At 65.3% G+C, this 22,708-nt stretch carries 17 protein-coding genes; 11 read left to right on the plus strand and 6 right to left on the minus strand.

Going from position 1 to position 22,708, the window contains the following annotated elements:
• Positions 1-16: 16 nt before the first annotated feature.
• Positions 17-877, minus strand: a complete 861-nt coding sequence (locus tag BJF92_RS19395) for a class I SAM-dependent methyltransferase (RefSeq protein ID WP_075636373.1) — start codon at positions 875-877, stop codon at positions 17-19.
• A 159-nt stretch (positions 878-1,036) separates the two neighbouring features.
• Between BJF92_RS19395 and BJF92_RS19400 the strand changes: the two genes are divergently transcribed.
• The 4 genes from BJF92_RS19400 to BJF92_RS19415 all read left to right on the plus strand — a co-directional run bounded on the left by BJF92_RS19400 (position 1,037) and on the right by BJF92_RS19415 (position 3,582).
• Positions 1,037-1,819 carry a ComF family protein gene (locus BJF92_RS19400; protein WP_075636374.1) on the plus strand — a complete coding sequence of 261 codons (783 nt, stop codon included), beginning with the start codon at positions 1,037-1,039 and terminating at the stop codon, positions 1,817-1,819.
• A gap of 211 nt (positions 1,820-2,030) precedes the next feature.
• Complete coding sequence (gene grxC, locus BJF92_RS19405; protein ID WP_075636429.1) at positions 2,031-2,288, plus strand: glutaredoxin 3; 258 nt, start codon at positions 2,031-2,033, stop codon at positions 2,286-2,288.
• Positions 2,289-2,302: 14 nt separating this feature from the next.
• On the plus strand, positions 2,303-3,157 hold the full coding sequence (locus BJF92_RS19410) for a carbon-nitrogen hydrolase family protein (RefSeq protein ID WP_075636375.1): 855 nt from the start codon (positions 2,303-2,305) through the stop codon (positions 3,155-3,157).
• On the plus strand, positions 3,154-3,582 hold the full coding sequence (locus tag BJF92_RS19415; RefSeq protein ID WP_075636376.1) for a DUF1178 family protein: 429 nt from the start codon (positions 3,154-3,156) through the stop codon (positions 3,580-3,582). Before BJF92_RS19410 ends, BJF92_RS19415 begins: the two co-directional genes overlap by 4 nt.
• A gap of 31 nt (positions 3,583-3,613) precedes the next feature.
• Here BJF92_RS19415 and ubiG read toward each other — a convergent pair whose 3' ends face one another.
• Positions 3,614-4,360, minus strand: a complete 747-nt coding sequence (ubiG, locus tag BJF92_RS19420) for a bifunctional 2-polyprenyl-6-hydroxyphenol methylase/3-demethylubiquinol 3-O-methyltransferase UbiG (protein WP_075636377.1) — start codon at positions 4,358-4,360, stop codon at positions 3,614-3,616.
• A 172-nt stretch (positions 4,361-4,532) separates the two neighbouring features.
• Positions 4,533-5,447, minus strand: coding sequence for a LysR family transcriptional regulator (locus BJF92_RS19425; RefSeq protein ID WP_245294829.1), 915 nt, complete (start codon positions 5,445-5,447; stop codon positions 4,533-4,535).
• A gap of 401 nt (positions 5,448-5,848) precedes the next feature.
• Here BJF92_RS19425 and BJF92_RS19430 point away from each other — a divergent pair, with 401 nt between their 5' ends.
• From BJF92_RS19430 to clpB, 7 genes are all read left to right on the plus strand, one after another.
• Positions 5,849-7,102 (plus strand): aspartate kinase, encoded by a 1,254-nt coding sequence (locus BJF92_RS19430; RefSeq protein ID WP_075636379.1) that lies wholly within the window; start codon positions 5,849-5,851, stop codon positions 7,100-7,102.
• 106 nt (positions 7,103-7,208) lie between these two features.
• Complete coding sequence (gene ptsP, locus BJF92_RS19435) at positions 7,209-9,476, plus strand: phosphoenolpyruvate--protein phosphotransferase (RefSeq protein WP_075636380.1); 2,268 nt, start codon at positions 7,209-7,211, stop codon at positions 9,474-9,476.
• 146 nt (positions 9,477-9,622) lie between these two features.
• Positions 9,623-10,705, plus strand: a complete 1,083-nt coding sequence (gene prfA / locus BJF92_RS19440; RefSeq protein ID WP_143524102.1) for a peptide chain release factor 1 — start codon at positions 9,623-9,625, stop codon at positions 10,703-10,705.
• Entirely contained in the window at positions 10,702-11,577 is an 876-nt protein-coding gene (gene prmC / locus BJF92_RS19445; protein WP_075636382.1) for a peptide chain release factor N(5)-glutamine methyltransferase, read from the plus strand. The genes prfA and prmC overlap by 4 nt, the downstream gene beginning before the upstream one ends.
• A 380-nt stretch (positions 11,578-11,957) precedes the next feature.
• The gene (locus BJF92_RS19450) at positions 11,958-12,743 is read left to right on the plus strand and encodes a DUF4167 domain-containing protein (protein WP_075636430.1); all 786 of its coding nucleotides are present in this window, start codon (positions 11,958-11,960) and stop codon (positions 12,741-12,743) included.
• Positions 12,744-12,960: 217 nt separating this feature from the next.
• Entirely contained in the window at positions 12,961-13,812 is an 852-nt protein-coding gene (locus BJF92_RS19455; RefSeq protein ID WP_075636383.1) for a DUF429 domain-containing protein, read from the plus strand.
• Between the two features lie 203 nt (positions 13,813-14,015).
• Positions 14,016-16,622: an ATP-dependent chaperone ClpB gene (gene clpB / locus BJF92_RS19460; RefSeq protein ID WP_075636384.1), complete on the plus strand. Its 2,607-nt coding sequence runs from the start codon at positions 14,016-14,018 to the stop codon at positions 16,620-16,622.
• Between the two features lie 144 nt (positions 16,623-16,766).
• Here the strand turns inward: clpB and BJF92_RS19465 are convergent, their stop codons facing one another.
• The 3 genes from BJF92_RS19465 to BJF92_RS19475 all read right to left on the minus strand — a co-directional run bounded on the left by BJF92_RS19465 (position 16,767) and on the right by BJF92_RS19475 (position 21,909).
• Positions 16,767-17,711 (minus strand): SGNH/GDSL hydrolase family protein, encoded by a 945-nt coding sequence (locus BJF92_RS19465; protein WP_075636385.1) that lies wholly within the window; start codon positions 17,709-17,711, stop codon positions 16,767-16,769.
• Between the two features lie 339 nt (positions 17,712-18,050).
• A complete protein-coding gene (locus tag BJF92_RS19470; protein ID WP_075636386.1) occupies positions 18,051-19,649 on the minus strand; it encodes an inorganic phosphate transporter in 1,599 nt (532 codons plus the stop codon).
• Positions 19,650-19,944: 295 nt separating this feature from the next.
• Entirely contained in the window at positions 19,945-21,909 is a 1,965-nt protein-coding gene (locus tag BJF92_RS19475) for a M23 family metallopeptidase (protein ID WP_075636387.1), read from the minus strand.
• Positions 21,910-22,708 lie beyond the last annotated feature (799 nt).

Below are 22,708 nucleotides of genomic sequence, written 5' to 3' on the forward strand. Positions count from 1 at the left end.
ATACAGGCTCGCCGGATCAGTCCTCCTTCACCTTCAGCGCATCCGCCAGCCGCATCTTGGCCGAACCGGGCTTGAGCGGCTGCTGCTGGCTTTCATGCGGGGCCCAGCCGGAGGCATAGATCAGCGTGAAGGTGGCGCGGATGCGGCCGTCGGGATCGGCATAGCGCGTGGCATAGAGCTCGGCCGCGCGCATCAGCACCTTGCGCGGCAGTGGCGTGCGGCTGCGGCCGGTGAGCGGATTGGCCATGCCCATGGCACGCAGGTCGCGGGCAAGGGCGAAGAGCGAATCATAGCGCACGGTGTAGCTATCCGAATCAACCACCGGGAGGGCAAAGCCCGCGCGCTGCAAGAGGCCACCGACTTCGCGCACATCGGCGAAGGGGATGACGCGGGGGCTTGCGCCGCCCGTCACCTCGCTCTCGGCCGCCAGCATCACCTCGCGCAGCTCCTGCAGCGTGCCGGCGCCGGGAATGGCCGCCAGAAACAGTCCGTCCGGCGCCAGCGCCCGGCGCACCTGGATGAAGACGCCGGGCGTGTCGTTGGTCAGATGCAGCGAGAGGGGCGAGACGATGAGATTGGCGGAGGCCGGCGCCAGCGGCACGCGCTCCAGCGGCGCCACCAGCGTCTCAGGCCCGTCCGCTGCCGTCTCCACCCGCCTGACATGGCCGATCTTTCCCGTCGCCATCAGCCGCTCGGCCACCTGGCCGGTATAGCCGTGCAGCTCCACCGCCTCCTCGAAGCGGCGCTCGACCACATCGAGGCGGTCTGCGAGTTCCTGCGCCGCGATCTCCAGCAGGAAGGCGGCGGAGCGGTCGCCGGCGCCAAGCGCACGAGCGCGGCGGGCTTCGATGAGGGGCTGGTCAAACAGGAGTTCCACGATAGACTGCCTTTGGATGGGTCTCGGTTGGCGGACGCGCGGGGCCACCCGTCCGTAAACGCGGTTTTCGCCGCGCATGCTTCAGCAAGCGGTCTTGCCGCTCCGGGTGACAAAGTCAACGCGATGGATCAAGAACCGCCGAGCCGGGCTCTTCGTTTCATGCCCCCGAACTGGGCCTCACCACGGGCGGCCCCCGGTCACGTTGCGGGCTTCGCGCGCCGTGTGGCGCAGGCGGCCATCGACCTCCTTTTTCCGCCAGCCTGTCTCGGCTGTGGCCGGCAGATGGGCGTGCATGGCGGCGCCTGTGCCGCGTGCTGGGGCCGGCTGCGGCTGATCGAGCGTCCTTTCTGCCCGATCTATGGCACGCCCTTCGCGCTCGATCTCGGTCCCGGCATTTTGTCGCCCGAGGCGATCGCCTATCCCCCCGTCTTCGATCGGCTGCGGTCCGTCGCCCATCATGACGGGCTGGCGCGCCAGCTCGTGCACGGGCTGAAATATCGCGACCGGACCGACCTGGCCCCTGTCATGGCCGAATGGATGCTGCGCGCCAGCGATGGCGAGGTGGCGCGCGCGGAGGCGATCGTTGCCGTGCCGTTGCATGCGCTGCGGCTCGCCAGCCGGCGCTTCAACCAGTCGGCGGAGCTTGCCCGCGCCGTGGCGCGGCTGTCGGGCAAGCCTTTTCTGGCCGATGCCCTGCGCCGCTCGCGCCGCACGCGCCGCCAGGTCGGGCTTGGCCAGCGCCAGCGCGTCGAGAATGTGCGAGGTGCCTTCACGGTGACGCAGGAGGGGCGGGCTGAGATCTTCGGGCGCCGCCTGGTGCTGATCGATGACGTGTACACCACCGGCGCCACGGTCAGCGCGGTGACCCGTGCGCTCAAGAAAGCCGGCGCGACGGAGGTCACGGTCTTGACCTTTGCCCGCGCCCTCGGCGATCCTATATGATGGACAAGCACCTGCCGGCTGGCACGGCATCCTGCGTCCCGCCGTTTTCGCGCCGTGGACCTCCCGCGGCACGTGGCTCTTGCGCCATCCCGCGGAACAGGGCAGGTGGCGTTGCGCGCGGCCGGGTCGGCCGGCTTGACATCGAATGAGCACGGCGCAGGCGGCCGAAATCCCGCCAACCGACCGTTCCCAGGATAAGGAAGACAGGATCATGGCTACAGTCGTCATCTACACGCGCCAGGGGTGCGGCTATTGCGCCGCCGCCAAGGCTCTGCTCGAAAAGAAGGGCGTCGCCTATGAAGAGCATGACGCCACCGGCAAGCCGGAGGTGCGTGAGGAGATGATCGAACGGTCCCAGGGCGGCCGGACCTTCCCGCAGATCTTCATCGACGGAAAGCATGTCGGCGGCTGCGACGATCTGCATGCGCTGGACCGCGCCGGCGAACTCGATCCGCTGCTGGCGGCTTGACGGAGCGGGACGAGATGCGCACGACCCTTGCCGCCCTGCAAATGTGCTCCGGCACCGATCCTCATCGCAATGCCGAGGCGATGGAGCGTCTGGTGCGCGCCGCCGCCGCCAAAGGCGCGCACTATGTGCAGACGCCCGAGATGACCGGAGCGCTGCAGCGCGACCGGGCGGCGCTTCGCGCGGCGCTGAAGCCGGAAGAAGAGGACGTGATTGTCGCCACCGCCCGGCGGCTGTCGGCCGAGCTCGGCCTTTACGTCCATATCGGCTCCACCGCCATCGCCCGACCGGATGGCAAGATCGCCAATCGCGGCTTTCTCTTCGGCCCCGATGGCGCCCGCCTCAGCCATTACGACAAGATCCATATGTTCGACGTCGATCTCGACAATGGCGAGAGCTGGCGCGAGAGCGCGGCCTATACGCCGGGCGAGACCGCGAGGCTCGTCGATCTGCCCTTCGGCCGCATGGGCTTCGCCATCTGCTATGACGTGCGCTTTCCCGAGCTGTTCAAGGCCCAGGCCCAGGCCGGGGCGGAGATCATGACGCTGCCGGCCGCCTTCACCCGCCAGACGGGCGAGGCGCATTGGGGGGTTCTCCTGCGTGCCCGCGCCATCGAGAACGGCATGTTCGTGATCGCCGCCGCGCAAGGGGGCGTGCACGAGGACGGACGCGAGACCTATGGCCATTCGATGATCATCGACCCCTGGGGCCGGGTGCTGGCCGAAGCCGGCGATGCCGGCGAGGAGATCATCCTGGCAGAATTCGACCGCGCCGATGTCGCGGCTGTGCGCGGCAAGATCCCCAACCTCAAGAACGGCCGCAGCTTTGCGCTCGACGCCCCGCAGGCGCGGGCAAAGGACGATGCCGCGTGATCCGCTTTTCGCTGTCTTGCGACCAGGCGCATGATTTCGACGCCTGGTTTTCCTCCGGTGCCGATTTCGACCGCCAGGCCGAGGCCGGCTTCGTCAGCTGCCCGCATTGCGGCTCCAGCGCCGTCTCCAAGCGGCTGATGGCGCCCTCCGTCGCCACGGCCCGCAGCCGCGAGGCGCATCAGCAGCTTGCCATGGATGTCCAGCGCGGCGAGGTGATCGCCAAGCTGCGCGACATGGTCAAGACGATCAAGGAAAACGCCGAGGATGTGGGCGAGCGCTTTCCCGAGGAGGCGCGCAAGATCCATTACGGCGAGGCCGACCAGCGCGGCCTGATCGGCAAGGCCTCGCCGGAGGAGGCGCGCGCGCTGATCGACGAAGGCATCGAGATCGCCCCGCTGCCCGTGCTGCCGGACGATGTCAACTGAACGTCTGGCAGCGTATGGTCTTCCTCTGCCTTCAGGCCGGCCGGCGGGCGATGATCATGTAGTTGACGTCCATGTCCTTCGACAGCGCCCAGTGATTGGCGAAGGGATTGAAGAACACGCCGGTGCGGTCTGAGATCGTCAGGCCCGAAGCCGCCAGCGGCGCTTCGAGTTCCTCCGGACGCACCAGCTTGTCATATTGATGCGTGCCGCGCGGCAGCCAGCGCAGAACGTTTTCGGCCGCGAAGATGGCGAGCGCGGCCGCCTTCATCGTCCGGTTGATGGTGGCGACGAACATCAGCCCGCCGGGCCGGAGCATCGAGGCGCAGGTGGACAGGAAGAAGGGCACGTCGGACACGTGCTCCACCACCTCCATGTTCAGAATGATGTCGAAGGTCTCGCCGGCCTCGGCCAGCGCCTCCGCCGTCACCGCGCGGTAGTCAACGCTCACGCCACTGCCGGCCGCATGCGTCTGCGCAATCTTGATGTTCTTCTCCGAGGCATCCGCCCCGACGACGGATGCGCCCATGCGCGCCATCGGCTCGGACAGGAGCCCGCCGCCGCAGCCGATGTCGAGAAGCCGAAGGCCTTCCAGCGGGCGCGGCGCCTTCGCATCGCGGCCGAAGGCTTCGGAGGCCTTGTCGCGGATATAGGCAAGGCGCACCGGGTTGAACTTGTGCAGCGGCTTGAACTTGCCATGCGGGTTCCACCACTCCGCCGCGAGCGCGGAAAACCGGTCGACTTCGCTCTGGTCGATGGTGGTGCGGGCGGCGTCGGTCATGGGGGCTATCCTTTGTTCTCGGGGCAAGAGGTCGGCCAGGGGAGGGAGGAAGTCAAGAGGCGGCCCACCCGTCATCCTGTCGCGCCTGTGCAGGATGGCGAGAGTCGGGCCGCTTGTTCAATCCGTTTCGCGGCTCGCTCCCTTGAAGCATGGCCGCCTGACGGGGCTGCGTTCAGATCTCGCCGGGAAGGGCCTCGCCGCGCAGAGGCGAAAAGACCGCCTGAATGCGGGCGGCGAGCGCGTCGATGGCCGGTGACGACCGTGTCGGGTTGCGTTTGAGCAGCACGCGCGAGGCGTCAACCTGCGGAAAGCCGTCTTCCGCGCCCAGGGCGCGGCAGCCCGGCGGGATGGTGGAGCGCGCCAGGGGGGCGATCGCCAGTCCCGTCGTCACGGCTGCGATCATGCCGGACGCTGTGTCGCAGGAAAAGGCCTGGCGATAGGCGATGGCATGCTGGTCGAGCGACCGCAGCGCATAGTCCCGGCACCAGCTGGAGTTCCAGTAGACGGCGATCGGAACCGGCGAGCGGCGATGGCAGTCATGCAGCGTCGAGGTGACCCATACGGTCGGGTCGTAGCCCAGCACATCCCGCGGCTCTGTGGCATGGACATCGAACATCACGGCCAGGTCGAGCTCGTCGCGCTCCAGCGCGGCAAGCTGCTGCGCGCTGAAACCGCAGAAGACGCTGACCTCCGTGGTCGGATGCTCGCGCCCGAAGGCGGCGAGCGCCGCCGGCAGGAAGGTGCGGGAATATTCATCGGGAATCCCGACCCGCAGCGGCCCCCGGATATCCGGCTTGCGCATCATCGCGGCGGTCTCGTCCAGCAGCGAGATCACCGCGCGGGCTTGCGGCAACAGCCGCTGGCCGGCCGGCGTCAAGGACACGCCGCGGGAGCTGCGGCGAAGCAGCGGATGGCCCGCCGCCTCTTCGAGCCGCCGGATCTGCATGCTGACGGCGGACTGCGTGCGGCCGACCGCGAGCGCGGCATGCGTAACATTGCCGCGTTCGGCGACGGCCAGGAAGGTGCGGAGAAGATCGCTGTCGAGAGAGGGCGGCATTGTGCAATCGTTCCAGCTGATGCCTGCCATCTTTACTATTCGTTTCACTGATGTTCAGAGACCTCGCATGCTGCCGTCTCCCAAGGCTGGACGAGGCAGGACATGTGGCGATGGGCAAGACGGACTTTCGGTGCCGCCAACCGGCGAATGGCGGTGGAACGGGCGCGGCGACGGGCGCTCGCGATCCTGCTTCGTCGCAATGACCGACGTCTTCTGTCGGACGCGGGCCTCGATCCGCTGCCCCATACGCTGATGCTGCGCCAGGCAAGGCGCGGCGACAGCGCGCAGAATGCCCTCCGAAGCCCCGGTGACGACACGTAAACCGCCTGTTGCCTGCGCCATTGCGCCTCTGTCACACATCCGCTAAGAAACCGCCGTCTTCAGCGGCTGCGGCAAAACCTGCGCGGCCTTCAAGCATACCGGTAAAAGCCATGGCACGCATCGTGATGAAATTCGGCGGGACCTCCGTCGCGGATATGGATCGCATCCGCAATGTGGCCCGCCATGTCAAGCGCGAGGTCGATGCAGGCCATGAGGTGGCCGTGGTGGTTTCGGCCATGTCGGGCAAGACGAACGAACTGGTTGCCTGGACGCGCGACGCCTCGCCGATGCATGACGCGCGCGAATATGACGCCGTCGTCGCCTCGGGCGAGCAGGTCACGTCCGGGCTTCTCGCCATAGCCTTGCAGCATATCGGCATCAATGCGCGCTCCTGGCAGGGCTGGCAGATCCCGATCCGCACCGACAATGCCCATGGCGCCGCCCGCATTCTCGACATCGACGGCTCCGACATCGTTCGGCGCATGGGCGAGGGTCAGGTGGCCGTCATCGCCGGCTTCCAAGGGCTGGGGCCCGACAACCGCATCGCCACGCTGGGGCGCGGCGGCTCCGACACCTCGGCCGTGGCGATCGCCGCCGCCGTCAAGGCCGACCGCTGCGACATCTATACGGATGTCGATGGCGTCTACACCACCGATCCGCGCATCGAGCCCAAGGCCCGGCGCATGAAGAAGATCGCTTTCGAGGAAATGCTCGAAATGGCCTCGCTCGGCGCCAAGGTGCTGCAGGTGCGCTCGGTGGAGCTGGCGATGGTGCACAAGGTGCGCACCTTCGTGCGCTCGTCTTTCGAAGACCCGGATGCGCCGGGCATGGGCGATGTCCTGAATCCGCCCGGAACGCTGATTTGTGATGAGGATGAAATCGTGGAACAGGAAGTCGTCACCGGCATCGCCTATGCGAAGGACGAAGCCCAGATCTCGCTGCGCCGTCTTGCCGACCGGCCGGGCGTGTCCGCCGCCATCTTCGGCCCGCTGGCCGAAGCGCATATCAATGTCGACATGATCGTCCAGAACATTTCCGAGGACGGCTCCAAGACCGACATGACCTTCACCGTGCCGTCGAGCGATGTCGCCAAGGCGATGAAGGTGCTGGAAGAGAACAAGGCCCGCATCGGCTTCGACGTGGCGCAGACGGAAAGCGGCCTGTGCAAGGTCTCCGTCATCGGCATCGGCATGCGCAGCCATGCCGGCGTGGCGGCCTCCGCCTTCCGCGCGCTGGCAGAGAAGAGCATCAACATCAAGGCGATCACGACCTCGGAAATCAAGATTTCCATCCTGATCGATGGCGCCTATGCCGAATTGGCGGTTCGCACTTTGCATTCCGCCTACGGTCTCGATAAGACTTGATTCCTGCCGAACGCGACGGAAGCTGGCGCTCATGGAAACGTTCCTTGAGCGCCTCTTGAATTAGCGGCCGGTGTCCCAGAACGGTGATCGAAGGAGACTTGACGCGATGAGAGACCTTTCTGCAGGTCCCCGCGTTCTTCTCAAGCGGCTGCGCGAACTCATGGCGGAGCCGCTGGACCCGCAGGAGCGGCTTGACCGTATCGTGCGCCAGATCGCCCAGAATATGGTGGCCGAGGTCTGCTCGGTCTATGTCCTGCGTTCGGACGGCATTCTCGAGCTCTACGCCACCGAGGGTCTGAACAAGGATGCGGTGCATCTGGCCCAGCTGCAGATGGGCCAGGGCCTCGTCGGCACCATTGCCGCCAGCGCCCAGCCGCTCAACCTTTCGGACGCCCAGGCGCATCCCGCCTTCACCTATCTTCCGGAAACGGGCGAGGAGATCTATCACTCCTTCCTCGGCGTGCCGATCCTGCGCACCGGCCGCTCGCTCGGCGTTCTCGTGGTGCAGAACCGGACGAGCCGCGTCTATCGCGACGACGAGGTCGAGGCGCTGGAGACGGTGGCCATGGTGCTGGCCGAGATCATTGCCACCGGCGAGCTGAAGAAGATCACCCGGCCGGGTCTGGAGCTCGACCTGTCGCGGCCCGTCTCCATCGAAGGCGCGAGCTTTGGCGAGGGGGCCGGCCTCGGCTATGTCGTTCTGCACGAGCCGCGCATCGTCGTCACCAATCTGCTCAACGAGGATACGGATCACGAGCTGTCGCGCCTGGCCGAGGCGCTGGGGTCCCTGCGCATTTCCATCGATGACATGCTGTCGCGCCGCGACGTGTCGATGGAGGGCGAGCACCGCGCGGTGCTGGAAGCTTATCGCATGTTCGCTCATGATCGCGGCTGGGTGCGCAAGCTGGAGGAAGCGATCCGCAACGGCCTGACGGCGGAAGCGGCGGTCGAGCGCGTGCAGAGCGAGACCAAGGCGCGGATGATGCGCCTGACGGACCCATACCTGCGCGAGCGTATGCATGATTTCGACGATCTCGCTAACCGGCTCCTGCGCCAGCTGACGGGCTATAGCCTGCGGCCGTCGAATGCGGATTTCCCTGCCGATTCCATCGTCGTCGCCCGGGCCATGGGCGCTGCCGAACTGCTGGATTATCCGCGCGAGAACATTCGCGGCCTCGTGCTGGAAGAAGGCGCGGTGACGAGCCATGTGGTGATCGTCGCGCGCACCATGGGCATTCCCGTGGTCGGCCAGGCCACCGGCGCGGTGGCGCTGGCGGAAAATGGCGATGCGGTGATCGTCGATGGCGACGAGGGCCGGGTGCATCTGCGGCCGATGGTGGATCTGCAGCGCGCATACGAGGAAAAGGTGCGCCTGCGCGCCCGCCGCCAGGCGCAGTTCCGCTCGCTGCGCGATGTCCCGCCGCTGACGCAGGACGGGCAGCGCATCCGCCTGCAGATGAACGCCGGCCTGATGGTCGATCTGCCGCATCTGGCCGAATCGGGCGCGGAAGGCATCGGCCTGTTCCGCACCGAGCTGCAGTTCATGATCGCCTCCACCATGCCGAAAATGGAGGATCAGGAAGCCTTCTACCGCAATGTGCTGAAGCAGGCGGCCGGCAAGCCGGTGACCTTCCGCACGCTGGATATCGGCGGCGACAAGGTCGTGCCCTATTTCCGCGCGGCCGAGGAGGAGAATCCCGCGCTCGGCTGGCGGGCGATTCGCCTGTCGCTGGATCGGCCCGGCCTGTTGCGCACCCAGCTGCGCGCGCTCCTGCGGGCCGCCGCCGGGCTGGAGCTGCGGCTGATGCTGCCCATGGTCACCGAGGTGGCCGAGCTCAAAGCGGTGCGCGAGCTTCTGCAGAAGGAAGTCCAGCGGCAGTCGAAAATGGGCGAGAAGCTGCCGCGCAAGCTGCAGTTCGGCGCCATGCTCGAAGTGCCGTCGTTGCTCTGGCAGCTGGACGAGCTGATGGAGGAGGTCGATTTCGTCTCCGTCGGCTCCAACGACCTGTTCCAGTTCACTATGGCGGTCGATCGCGGAAATGCCCGCGTGGCCGATCGGTTCGACGTGCTCGGCAAGCCCTTCCTGCGCATGCTGCGCGAGATCGTGCGCGCCGGGGAGCGCAACGGCACCTCGGTGACGCTGTGCGGCGAGATGGCCTCCAAGCCGCTCTCGGCCATGGCGCTGCTCGGCATCGGCTTTCGCTCGGTCTCGATGTCGCCCACGGCCGTCGGCCCGATCAAGGCGATGCTTCTGGCGCTCGATGCCGGCAAGCTGGCCGCTACGCTCAATCCGCTGCTGGATGACAGGCAGTCGAGCCTCTCGCCGCGCCAGATGCTGATCGATTTCGCCGAGGCGCATTCGATACCGCTTTAGCGGGCCAAGGGCCGCCAGGCCGTTCGGGTACGACGCCGTAGCGCGTCGGCCTGCCGCAGGCGCATTGCCGCCCTCTACCTTACATTGCCGGCGACGACGTCCCGGCGCACCGGGCTCAGCCCGGACCTGAAATCTGGAGTTTGCCGTTGCCTACGCTTCCCGTTGAAAAAATGCGCGAGCTCGAACGCCGCTTCGGCGAGATCGAAGCGCGCATGTCGGCCGGGCCGGCGGCCGATGTCTATGTGAAGCTCGCCTCCGAATATTCCGAGCTGCAGCCGGTCGTGGCGAAGATCCGCGCCTATGAGAAGGCGCAGAATGAGCTGACCGACATCGAGACCCTGCTCGCCGACAAGGCGACGGACCGCGAGATGCGCGAGTTGGCCGAGATGGAGCGGCCGGATGTGAGCGAGCGGCTCGAGGCCCTGGCCAAGGAAATGCAGCTTCTGCTGCTGCCCAAGGATGCGGCCGATGAGAAGAGCGCCATCCTGGAAATCCGTGCGGGCACAGGCGGCTCGGAGGCTGCGCTGTTTGCCGGCGACCTCTTCCGCATGTATGAGCGCTATGCCTCGGGCCGCAGCTGGAAGGTGGAAATCCTCTCATCGAGCGATGGCGAGGCCGGCGGCTTCAAGGAAATCATCGCCACCGTGACCGGGCGCGGCGTGTTCTCGCGGCTGAAGTTCGAATCCGGAGTCCACCGGGTTCAGCGCGTGCCGGAGACCGAAGCCGGCGGGCGGATCCACACCTCGGCCGCCACCGTTGCCGTTCTGCCGGAGGCGGAGGAGATCGATATCGAGATTCGCAACGAGGATATCCGCATCGATACGATGCGCTCCTCCGGCGCCGGCGGCCAGCACGTCAACACCACCGATTCGGCCGTGCGCATCACCCATCTGCCGACCGGCCTCGTCGTCACCAGCTCGGAAAAATCGCAGCACCAGAACCGTGCCAAGGCCATGCAGGTGCTGCGCTCGCGGCTCTATGACATGGAGCGCCAGAAGGCCGACAGCGAACGCTCCGCCTCGCGCCGCAGCCAGGTCGGCTCCGGCGATCGCTCCGAGCGCATCCGCACCTATAACTTCCCGCAGGGGCGGGTGACCGACCATCGCATCAACCTGACGCTCTACAAGCTCGACCGGGTGATGGAAGGCGATCTCGACGAGTTGATCGATGCGCTTCTGGCCGATTACCAAGCCGACCAGCTGGCCCAGCTCGGCGAGCAGCAGGGATGACCGCCGAAGGGCCCGATGCCGACACGCTCGACCGCCTGCTGGCCACGGCCCGGCAGGCCTTTGCCGCAGCGGGCCTTGCCGAACCGGCCCGGGAAGCGCGCCGGCTGATCGGCGAGCTGCTCGGCCTTTCCGCGACCGCGCTGATGACGCGGGGAGGGGAGGCGCTCGCGCCCGAGGAGGCGGCGCGGCTGAGCGAGGCGATTGCGCGAAGGGCCGGCGGCGAGCCGCTGCACCGCATTCTCGGCTGGCGCGAATTTTACGGTCTGACCTTTGCGCTTTCGCCGGAGACGCTCGAACCCCGGCCGGACACGGAAGTGCTGGTGGACAGGCTCTTGCCGCCTCTGCGCGCGACTGCGGCGCGCAAGGGCACCTGCCGTATCATCGATCTTGGCACCGGCACCGGTGCGATCCTCATCGCCCTCCTGTCGCAGATCCCGCAAGCGACAGGTCTGGCAACGGATATTTCCGAGGGCGCCTTGTCGATGGCCGCCCGCAATGCCCGCGCAAATGGCCTGGAAAACCGGGTCGAAACAAAAAAAAGCGACTGGTGGGAAAAAATTTCGGGCAAATACGATGCGATCGTCTCCAATCCGCCCTATATTGTTTCCAGTGTGATGAGCACATTGGAGCGCGACGTGCTGGATTTCGATCCGCACAAGGCGCTTGATGGTGGTGCGGATGGGCTGGATGCCTATCGCATCCTGGCCGAAGGAGCCGAAGGCCATCTCGAAGACGAGGGGGTTATCGGCGTGGAAATCGGCTATGACCAGCGGCTCGCGGTGACGGCTCTGTTCGTCGAGCGGGGTTTCCGGCTTCTAGAAGCCGTGCGTGATTTCGGCGGGCGTGACAGAGCGTTAATTTTTGCCCGCTAGACTTGGTTCAAAGCAATCGAAACGGCAAATGTTGCGGCACCGCTGCATCAAACCTGCACAAAAGCCCGGGAGGCTTTTCGCAGATGCCGAAAAAAGGCTTGGAATCAGCGGGAATCATCGCTAGGTTCCCTGCACGCATCCGGTCGAGGGGCGCTGACCTTGAGGTCTTCCGGTCGCACCGAGACAGAATTTTCGCTCCTTTTGCTCAGGAGCTGCTGAGGTCGCGGGACCTGATGCGTGTATCTGTTAATTTGACGTTAACCCAGGCGACAAGGCTGTCTTGAAGGCAGATCGGTCGCGGCGCGTTCATGAACCACGGCCTTTGCCTTGGCCGCGACACGGCGCCCAGCAATCTCAAGAGAAATTCAGGTGAAGTGACGATGAGGCCAGGACAGCAAAACAAGCGCGGCCGCGGGCGGAATAACAACAATAACAATGGCAATAACGGGGGTGGAAACAACCACAACCGCAAGGGCTCGAATCCGTTGACGCGGACCTATGACAGCTCCGGCCCCGATGTGAAGATTCGCGGCACCGCGCAGCATATCGCCGAAAAATATGCGGCCCTTGCGCGCGATGCGCAGAGCGCCGGCGATCGGGTGATGGCCGAAAACTATCTTCAGCACGCTGAACATTACAACCGCATCATTGCCGCCGCGCAGGCGCATCTGCAGGAGCGATTCCAGCGGGATGACCGCGTGAGCTATGACGACCGCGATTATGGCGATCGTGATACGATGGATGGTGACGATCTGGACGGCGGGGAAGACATCGCGCCCGCACCGGTTCAGGCGCCGGCCCCGGCGCCCGTTGCCCAGCAGCCGCGCGAAGTGCGCGAGCCGCGCGAACGCCGCGAACCCCGTCAGCCGCGCGTTCCCCGGGAGCCGCGCGAACCGCGTGTGGCAGCGCCTGCCGCCGTTGCGGCCGAAATCCCCGACGAGCAGCCTGACGCCGTTTTTGACGGCACGGGTCCGCAGCCGGTGATCGAAGGCGTGCCTGTCGAAGTGGCGATGGAAGACGAAGCCGCTGCCGCAGCGCCCACCCGCGCCGCCTCGCGCCGCCGCGGCACCCCGCGCCCGCGCCGCACCCGCCGCTCCGATGCCGCCGAAGGTGGTTCTGGCGAAGGCGAAGGCAGCGCCGAGCCGGCTCTGGCCGTGACGGAATAAGCGTTTGAAGCAGATGGAACAGGAGGAAGGGCGGCGCTTGCGTCGCCCTTTTTCGTGCGGGGTTCAGGCTGGTGCTTTGGAGCATCGGACCGAAAAGTGGGAACCTTTGTGTCGTATCCTCTCGCCTATGATGTTCACTCCGATGCGCTAGGGTTTGCGGCGCAGGCCGTTCATCGAGCGATTGTGTGTCGCCGGCAGCAGCACTACGGGAGAAGCAATGCGGATCATTGGCGTGGATTTCACCTCGGCACCCCGGCGCGCCAAGCCGATCACGGCGGCGGAGTGTCTGTTGCGCGGCGACAGCCTCTCCTTTTCGCAGATGCATCGCTGGACGGATTTTGCCGAATTCGAGGCGGCGCTGGCGGCACCCGGTCCCTGGGTGATGGGGCTCGACTTTCCTTTCGGCCAGTCGCGGCGCTTCATCGAGACGATCGGCTGGCCCCGGGATTGGGCGACCTATGTCGCCGCCATGGCGACGTTGTCGCGCAGCCAATTCCGGGAGATGCTCACCGCCTATCGCCTTCCCCGCGCCAGCGGCGACCGCGAGCACCAGCGCGGGATCGACCGCCACACCGGCGGCATCAGCCCGCAGAAGCTGCATGGCGTGCCGGTGGCGCTGATGTTCTTCGAGGGCGCGCGCCGGCTGCTCGAAGCCGGCGTTCATCTGCCGCTTCTCAAGGATGGCGATCCCGAGCGCATTGCTCTCGAAGCCTATCCCGGTGTCTTGGCCCGCGCCTTGATCGGACGCCGCTCCTATAAGAACGACACTCGAAGCAAGCAGACGCCGGCGCTGGCCGCGGCGCGCCGCGACCTTCTCGCATCGCTCACCGGCGCGGCCTTTGCGCAAGACCACGGGCTTGCGGTGGCGGCTCCGGTCTCGCTCGCCGAGGACGCGACCGGCGACGAGCTCGATGCGCTGCTCTGCGCCGTCCAGGCGGCCTGGGCGTTTCAGCGCCAGGCGTCGAATTACGGGTTTCCCGCGGAGGCCGACCCTTTGGAAGGATGGATCTGCGGGCCGCATTGCGCCGCGTCCGGTGTCCCACTCGGCGCCCCTCCCGGCGCTTGCTGAAATTCCTCAAGCTGCCGCCAAGCCACCTCTTTAATTCCGTTTTTCCGCCTCCCATATCCGGTTCACCACCAGTTGATCAGGCACTCATTTGATTGAGCGCAAAGACCTGATGCTGGAACCATGACAGGCTCGCCGCGTGAGGGAGCCTGATCCCAACCGTCGGACCGCGCCGCCAGGGCGGGCCGATTAGAAGGAGACAGACGATGGATATCGAAAAATATTCCGAGCGCGTGCGGGGCTTCCTGCAATCGGCGCAGACCTATGCGCTGGCGCAGGGTCATCCGCAATTCGTGCCCGAACATGTGCTGAAGGTGCTGCTCGATGACGACCAGGGCATGGCGTCCTCGCTGATCGAGCGCGCCGGCGGCCGGGTGCGCGATGCCAAGGTGGCCAATGATGCCGCCTTGGCCAAGCTGCCCAAGGTGTCCGGCGGCAATGGCGGCATTTCCCTGTCCGGCCCGCTGGCCAAGGTCTTCACGACAGCCGAAGAGGCTGCCAAAAAGGCCGGCGACAGCTTCGTCACCGTCGAGCGTCTGCTTCTGGCGATGGCAATCGAAAGCTCTGCCGCCACGGCGCAGATCCTGAGCAAGGCCGGCGTCACCCCCGCCGGGCTGAACCAGGCGATCAACGAGCTGCGCAAGGGCCGCACCGCCGACAGCGCCAATGCCGAGGCCGGTTTCGACGCGCTGAAGAAGTTCGCCCGCGACCTGACGGCCGATGCCCGCGAGGGCAAGCTCGACCCCGTGATTGGCCGCGACGACGAGATCCGTCGCACGATCCAGGTCTTGTCGCGCCGCACCAAGAACAATCCGGTCCTGATCGGTGAGCCCGGCGTCGGCAAGACGGCGATCGCCGAAGGTCTGGCGCTGCGCATCGTCAATGGCGACGTGCCGGAAAGCCTGAAGGACAAGCGGCTGATGGCGCTCGATATGGGCGCGCTGATTGCCGGTGCGAAGTTCCGCGGCGAGTTCGAGGAACGGCTGAAGGCGGTTCTGTCCGAGGTGCAGGCCGAGGCCGGCGAGATCATCCTGTTCATCGACGAGATGCACACGCTGGTCGGCGCGGGCAAGGCCGACGGCGCCATGGATGCCTCGAACCTCCTGAAGCCGGCGCTGGCGCGCGGCGAGCTGCATTGCGTCGGCGCCACGACGCTTGACGAATATCGCAAGCATGTCGAGAAGGATGCCGCGCTGGCCCGTCGCTTCCAGCCCGTCATGGTCGAGGAGCCGACGGTAGAGGATACGATCTCCATCCTGCGCGGGCTCAAGGAGAAGTACGAGCAGCATCACAAGGTGCGGATTTCTGACTCCGCGCTTGTTGCTGCCGCCACGCTCTCCAACCGCTACATCACCGACCGGTTCCTGCCGGACAAGGCGATCGACCTGATGGACGAAGCGGCCTCGCGCCTGCGCATGCAGGTCGATTCCAAGCCGGAGGAGCTCGACGAGCTCGACCGGCGCATCATCCAGCTCAAGATCGAGCGCGAGGCCCTGAAGAAGGAGACCGACCGCTCGTCGCGCGACCGGCTGGAAAAGCTGGAGCGTGATCTGACGGAGCTGCAGGAACAGGCCGATGCGCTCACCGCGCGCTGGCAGGCGGAAAAGTCCAAGCTGGGCCTGGCCGCCGACCTGAAGAAGCGGCTGGACGAAGCGCGCAACGAACTGGCGATCGCCCAGCGCAAGGGCGAATTCCAGCGGGCGGGCGAGCTGGCCTATGGCGAGATCCCGAGGCTGGAAAAGGAGCTGGCGGACGCGGAAGGGCAGGACGGCGCGACGGCGAACCCGATGGTGCAGGAGGTGGTCACCCCCGACAACATCGCTCATGTCGTCTCGCGCTGGACCGGCGTACCCGTGGACAAGATGCTCGAAGGCGAGCGTGACAAGCTGTTGCGTATGGAAGACGACCTCGCCAAGTGGGTGGTCGGTCAGGGCGATGCGGTGCAGGCCGTTTCGCGCGCTGTGCGCCGCTCGCGCGCGGGGCTTCAGGATCCGAACCGGCCGATCGGCTCGTTCATCTTCCTCGGGCCCACCGGCGTCGGCAAGACGGAACTGACCAAGGCGCTCGCCCGCTTCCTCTTCGACGACGAGACGGCGATGGTGCGCATGGACATGTCGGAATATATGGAGAAGCACTCCGTTGCCCGGCTGATCGGCGCTCCTCCCGGCTATGTCGGCTATGAGGAAGGCGGCGCGCTGACCGAGGCGGTCCGCCGCCGGCCCTATCAGGTGATCCTGTTCGATGAGATCGAAAAGGCGCATCCTGACGTCTTCAACGTCCTGCTGCAGGTGCTCGACGACGGGCGTCTGACGGACGGGCAGGGCCGCACGGTCGACTTCCGCAACACGATGATCATTATGACCTCCAATCTCGGGGCAGAATATCTGACGTCTCTCGGTGAAAACCAGGATGTCGACAGCGTCCGCGATCAGGTCATGGATGTGGTGAAGGCGGCCTTCCGGCCGGAATTCCTCAACCGCGTCGACGAGATCATCCTGTTCCATCGGCTGCGCCGCAGCGAGATGGGCGCGATTGTCGACATCCAGCTCGCCCGGCTGCGCCAGCTTCTGGCCGACCGCAAGATTACGCTGGAGCTCGACTCCGACGCCACGACCTGGCTGGCCGAGCGCGGCTACGACCCGGTCTATGGCGCGCGTCCCTTGAAGCGGGCGATCCAGAAGTTCGTTCAGGATCCCATGGCCGAGAAGATCCTGTCCGGCGACATTCCGGATGGCGCCCATGTCAAGGTCACCTCCGGCTCCGACCGGCTTCTGTTCCGCACCAGCGGGGCAGGGGAGAAGGTGGCAGCGTAACGCGCCCGAGCATCGGACGGTTCTTCCGTCCGATGCTCCAAGTGCGCAAAAGCTGCATGCGGTTCTGAGACTTGAAGAGGGCCACGGGCGAAAGCCCGTGGCCTTTCTTGTCCCTGCTGCCTCCTGCAATGCTGTCGGGAATTCTTATTGCTGCTCTGTCGAGCTCGCCGTCAGCGCAGCGACAGCATGGCTGGCAAATGTCGGACGCAGCTTGGCATCGAGCGCATCGGCAAACTTCTGCGCGATTTTTTTAAAGCCCTTCGGCGTGGGGTGAAGCTCGTTTGCCCATTCTTCTGCGTCGAGCGTTCCTTGCGTATCGACCAGATGGAATTTGTTCTTCGGGTTCGCTTCCAGACCCTTCAGCATGGTGCGGAACTCCGTCAAGGCCTCATGGACAATCGCTGTGCCCTTGCCGACAGACCAGTTGCAGTAGTCGAGCGACGGCTTCAGCCAGGGGCCGACGCATAAGGGGTGCTTTCCGTTCGGGATCGGGAAATCATAGCAATGGCCGAAAACCGGGACACCCGGCGCAACACGATCCCGGATCGCGAATAGGTTGAGATAGCAGGCTTCGACCATGCCAAGGGCCCGGGAGAAGCGCGTGGTGTTCAGGCCTGCGGCCTTGCCGTCATTGAAATCGAGGAAGATGCAGAAGGATTCGCCGGCGATGTCGTTGCCGCCCGCCGAAAACAGGATGGCGTCCGGCTTCCCGTGAAACCAGTTGGACTTGTCCTGCAATTGCGCGATCAGGGCGGATTGTCGCGTGAGGGACATCTCGCCAACGGCGGTGCTGCCTGCGACCGCAAGATTGAGGACCGTCGGCGGCATGGCGCCGATATTGCGCAGGTGCGCGATGACGTCGGTGTCGCCAAGCAGCGGCCCGTTGCCGACGAGCGGATAGTCGAACCAGGAGTCGCCCTCCGCGAGCAGAACGAGCGGCCTGTTGCCAAGCGGGGCCGCCAGCGTGCGCACGCCCTCCTGCGCAGACTGCAGCCTTGCAATGTTCTTGCGATGCACGCTGACGCGCTCGCTGAGTTCCTGAGCGATGGCTTTCCGAAGCTTTTCCTGAAGAACGAGTTGTTCACCCATACGTCTTGCTCCCTTGTGCGCAAGGTCCTGTGGCAGCAGGCCTTGGCGCTCTACCGTCCCTACGCTTATTCGCGAGACAGAGGGAGTATTAGCTATGAGGCTTATAACTTAAAGTCGCTAAAGTTTTAACTGCACGCTTTCGTAGAAACATGTCATGTCGCGGTGGGAGGCCATCGCGCGGCACCTCGTCGCGCTTGGGATCCGGCGGCGCGCCCGGTCGCACGCCGCCTTGATAGCTCGTCCAGGGAAGCCCCGAACCCGACCATGTCGGGTGAAGAGGATCAGCTTGAAAATGATGCGCAGGCCGACACTCTCCGAACCGATGGTGCAGCCTTCCGTTCAAAACACCTGCCGCAACCCGACATAGAGCACGAAGGCAATCGCGATCGAGGCCGGCAGGGTCAGAACCCAGGCGAGCAGCAGGTTACGCACGGTCTGACCCTGCAGGCCGGAACCATTGGCGGCCATGGTGCCGGCCACGCCCGAAGAGAGCACATGGGTGGTCGAGACGGGCAGGCCGAAATGGTCGGCCGCGCCGATCGTGGCCATGGCCACCATTTCAGCCGCCGCGCCTTGGCCATAGGTCAGATGCGTCTTGCCGATCTTTTCGCCGACGGTCAGCACGATGCGCCGCCAGCCGATCATCGTGCCCAGCCCGAGTGCCAGCGCCACGGCGACCTTGACCCAGTCCGGAATGAACTTGGTCGCGTTGTCGACGGCCGCATGGTAGGCCTTGACCGCCGCGAGATCCGCATCCTGCATCGGCAGGAGCTTCTTCTTGTCGATCAGCTTGAGCGCCTCGCCGATCAGATAGATGTCGTTGCGGATATTGCTCACCAGCGTATCGGGAATGGCTTCCAGCGTGGGGAAGCGCGCGATCTCGGCGCTGCTCGTGTGAATATAGCGCTGCAGCGCCAGCGTCGTCGTGTCGTTCCATTCCTTGTTCTTCACGGCGCTGGCAACCGCCGCTTTCGCATCCGCGACCTCGACCCCGGGCTTCACATAATTGCCGAGCGCCGTTTCGACGCCGGTGGAGGCGGCCAGATAGGACTGGAGATAGTGCGGATCCGGCGTGCGGTTCAGCGCGAAGGCGGTGGGCACCAGGCCGATCAGGATCAGCATGATCAGACCCATGCCCTTCTGCCCGTCATTCGAGCCGTGGGCGAAGCTGACGCCGGTGCAGGTGAAAATCAGAATGGCGCGGATCCACAAGGGCGGCGGCGCGGCGGTCTTCGGCTCCTGATAGAGCGTCTTGTTGCGGATCACCATCTTCATCACCACGAGAAGAAGCGCGGCGCAGCCGAAGCCGACCAGGGGTGACAGAAGCAGCGACAGGCCGATATTGGTGGCCTGCGACCAGTCGACACCGCTGGTGGCCGTCCCCGTCGGCGCCATGAACTGGTTGGCGAGGCCGACGCCGATGATCGCGCCGATCAGCGTGTGGGAGCTGGAGGCCGGCAGGCCGAGATACCAGGTGCCGAGATTCCAGATGATCGCCGCACACAGCAGCGCGAAGACCATGGCGAGCCCGGCCCCGGAATTGACCTGCAGGATCAGCTCGACCGGCAGCAGCGAGATGATGCCGAAGGCAACGGCGCCGCTGGAGGTGAGCACGCCGAGAAAGTTGAAGAAGCCCGACCAGACGACCGCGATCTCCGCCGGCAGCGAGCGCGTATAGATCACCGTTGCCACCGCATTGGCGGTGTCGTGGAAGCCGTTGACGAATTCGAAGCCGAGCGCGATGAACAGCGCCAGACCGAGCATGACCCAGGGCACGGTGCGCGCCGAGGCGAGATCCTGTCCGAGCGCATAGGCGACATAGCCCAGCCCGCCCAGGACCAGGATCACGATGACAGGCAGGATGAAGCGGCCGGCGGCGCCGGCGTCCAGAGGATGCGCCACTCTGTCTCGAGAGGCGGCCGAAGCTGTCTTATGCATGTTGATATGCTCCACGCGCGGCGGGTTTGCTGAGCAGCTATTGGTTCGCGCGTCGGATCGCTCAGCCCAGGCCCGGCAGATGCGCAGGGGTTGGACGGTCGCAGGTCCAAAACGCGGCCGTGAACGCTGCGGGGCCGCCGATCAACAAGTTGTGTAGGCTCCGCATGTTGCAGCCGCGTGACAGTTAATTCTGTCTGAATTTACGCGTGTTTTCCTCGGAAGGAGGGGCCAGAGGAGTGCGTGGCCGGTCCTTGTGCCCGGGCGGCGCATGCCCTGTCGCAGCGGACCCGGCGCATTACTGCGTCGCCGCGACCTCTTCGCCGCGATTGTCCTTGGCCAGCAGCGCGTCGATGCGCTGGCGTTCGTCGTTGAACGAGGCCAGTTCCTTGCCTTCGAGCGAGCGGCCGCCGGGCAGGCGGATCTTCATCGAATCCACCTTGGTGCCGTTGACGATCAGCTCGTAATGAAGATGCGCGCCGGTCGAAAGGCCGGTCGAGCCGACATAGCCGATCACCTGGCCCTGCGTCACCTTCGCCCCCTCGCGCACCGCCTTGGCGATGGCGCTCTGGTGATTATAGGAGGAGACATAGCCATTGGCATGGCGGATCAGCGTCTGGTTGCCATAGCCGCCGGAATCCCAGCCGGCCTTGATCACCACGCCATTGCCCGTGGCGATGATCGGCGTGCCGCGCGGGGCGGCCCAGTCCGTGCCGGGATGCATGCGCGAATAGCCGAGGATCGGGTGGCGGCGCATGCCGAAGCCGGAGCTCAGCCGGCCATTGGGAACGGGGTTGCGCAAGAGGAACTGGCGGATGCTCTTGCCCGACTCGTCGTAGTAGTCGACGCTGTTGTCGGTCGGATCCTGGAAGCGGTAGAAGCGCAGGGCGGCATCGCCGAAGCGGGCATTGACATAGAGCAGCTCGGAATCGGGCGTTGCCCGCCCGCTTTCGTCCGCCACGGAGAAGAAGGCTTCCAGCTTGTCGGTCGGCTTCAGCTGGGCCTGGAAATCGACGCTGCTGGCGAGCAGCTTGATGATGCGCGCCACCATCTCCTTGTTCATGCCGTAGGACAGGGCCGCGCGGTAGATGCCGTCATAGACCCTGGGCAGGTCGTGGCCGCTGGCGACAGGCTGGCTGCCATCCTCGTCAAAGGCGCTGGCCACGGCGGCCAGCGGCGCCGGCTCGTTGCCTTTGACGAAGCGTCCCTTGTCGTCGAGCGCCATGGTCAGAACATGGTTGCCGCTGCGCCCGTAAAGGCTCATGCGCACCACCTTGGCCTCGGAGGCTTCGTTGGCCTCGTTCTGGATGATGCCCATGCGAAGGATATCCCCCTCCGAGAGCGTGTCACGGCCAAGCCCTTCCGCAAGTGCCTTGGCCACATCCACCGCCTGGGCGCGTCCGTAGCCTGCACCGGAGAGAACCGCGGCGATCGGCGCGTCGCGATGCACGGGGATCACGTCATCGGCATAGTCCGTGCTCGCCTGGGTGATTTGCTCGAGCGGCGAGACCGTCATGTTCTGCTCAACGATGCGGGCGGTCAGGCCCATGAGGTCGAGATCGTTGTTCTCGCTCGCGAAGCGGCGGGGATCGACATAAAACAGCGAGGCGAGCTGGGTGCTGTCTTCCGTCAGCAGCGAGCCATTGGTGCGCACATTCTCCTCGACCTCTTCCAGCGTCATGGAGGGGCCGAAGGTAAGGCCCGCACCTTTCAGCGGAAAATCCACCGTCTTCAGCGCCACTTCGGATTCGACCTCCGAGCCGTAGATCGTGCCGGTCTTGCTGGCAGGCGCGGCGGTCTCGCGATCGTCATTGGAGAAGATCGTTAGCGGGTCGAAGGGGGGATAGCTGTCATTGGTCTGGTGATTGGCGGCCAGCGTCATTTTTACATGGGCGAAGGGCTGGCGGCGCACCACCTCGCGTTCGCCCTGCTTGATCATGGTCGCGACTTCGAGGATCGTCCGGTCCGACGGCTTGGCGACGATGGAGGGCGAGAGAATACGCCCGCCGCGCCGGGTCTTTTCCTCGCCATGGGCATTCTGGTCGAGCGCGGCATAGGCTTCGGCCGGAATAGCCAGCTGCTGGCGCCCGTCCACCGCGGCGAACAAGGCCACGCCCATCAGAAGACTTGATGTAATCCCGGTCAGAAACGTGCCGCAAAGCCATCTCAGCGAGATTTCCCGGCGATCCGGCGCGCGCCGGCCGTCCGCCAGAAGTGGCGGCTCGTTGCCGAGCGTCCGCATCATGGTCTTTTCAGCGTTCATGCCAGCCGATGCGCATCCCTGTGACAGGCGTTGTGTCGATCATGACCCGCCCTTGTTGGGCGTGAGATGTGCTCCTTTCACAGGCGCGAGTCAATCCGAAGGCTGCAGTCTACCGGGCGAGCACGGTCCGAAGCTGGAGAGGGGAGGGGGCTCCAGGCCCTTTGCCGCAAGGCTTTGCCAGCTCGTGGTCTGCCTGGTCATAGGCTGTGGCTGAGCGGCCGGACGCAAGGCGGTGTCCGCTGCTGCCAGGGCCCCGAGCCGGACAGCCATTGCAGCGCACCGTCGTTAAAAGGCCGCGTTCATCGAAGAGGTGTGGGGCTAAGAGAAGGCGAGATGGGAGCGATCAGGCTGGTGCGTTCAGACTGAGAGAGCAAAGGCGTGATCCTGACGTTTGCGCCTGACCGGATATTGGGTCACCCTCTTCCGCTTGGAACGTCTGAGGCTGGCCTCAAGGTTCTGTAGGGCCGTTGAGCGTGCCCAAGGCTTTTCGGTGCAGTCGGAGAGGCTCCGAAGACTGGTGAACGCCCTCATTCTCCCTTTTGTCTCCATCCTCCCTCCCATTTCCCTCCATTTTGACTCCACTCTGTGGCCTGCTGCGGGGAAGATCGCCCTGCCGACTAAGGGTCTCCGTCAGTTTTTCCTGTTTTCTTTCATGCCCTTACCCTGATCCGTCATTTTTCTTTCATTTCCTGTGTTGACGTTTCGGGCTGGGTGGCCGTATAAGGCGCTCATCGAACGAGGGGCTGCGGCGCTTCTGGCGCTGGTGCCTCTCGCTTCTGTTTTCTGGACTGACGGTTTT

This window comes from Xaviernesmea rhizosphaerae, from assembly GCF_001938945.1.
Lineage (GTDB): Bacteria > Pseudomonadota > Alphaproteobacteria > Rhizobiales > Rhizobiaceae > Xaviernesmea > Xaviernesmea rhizosphaerae.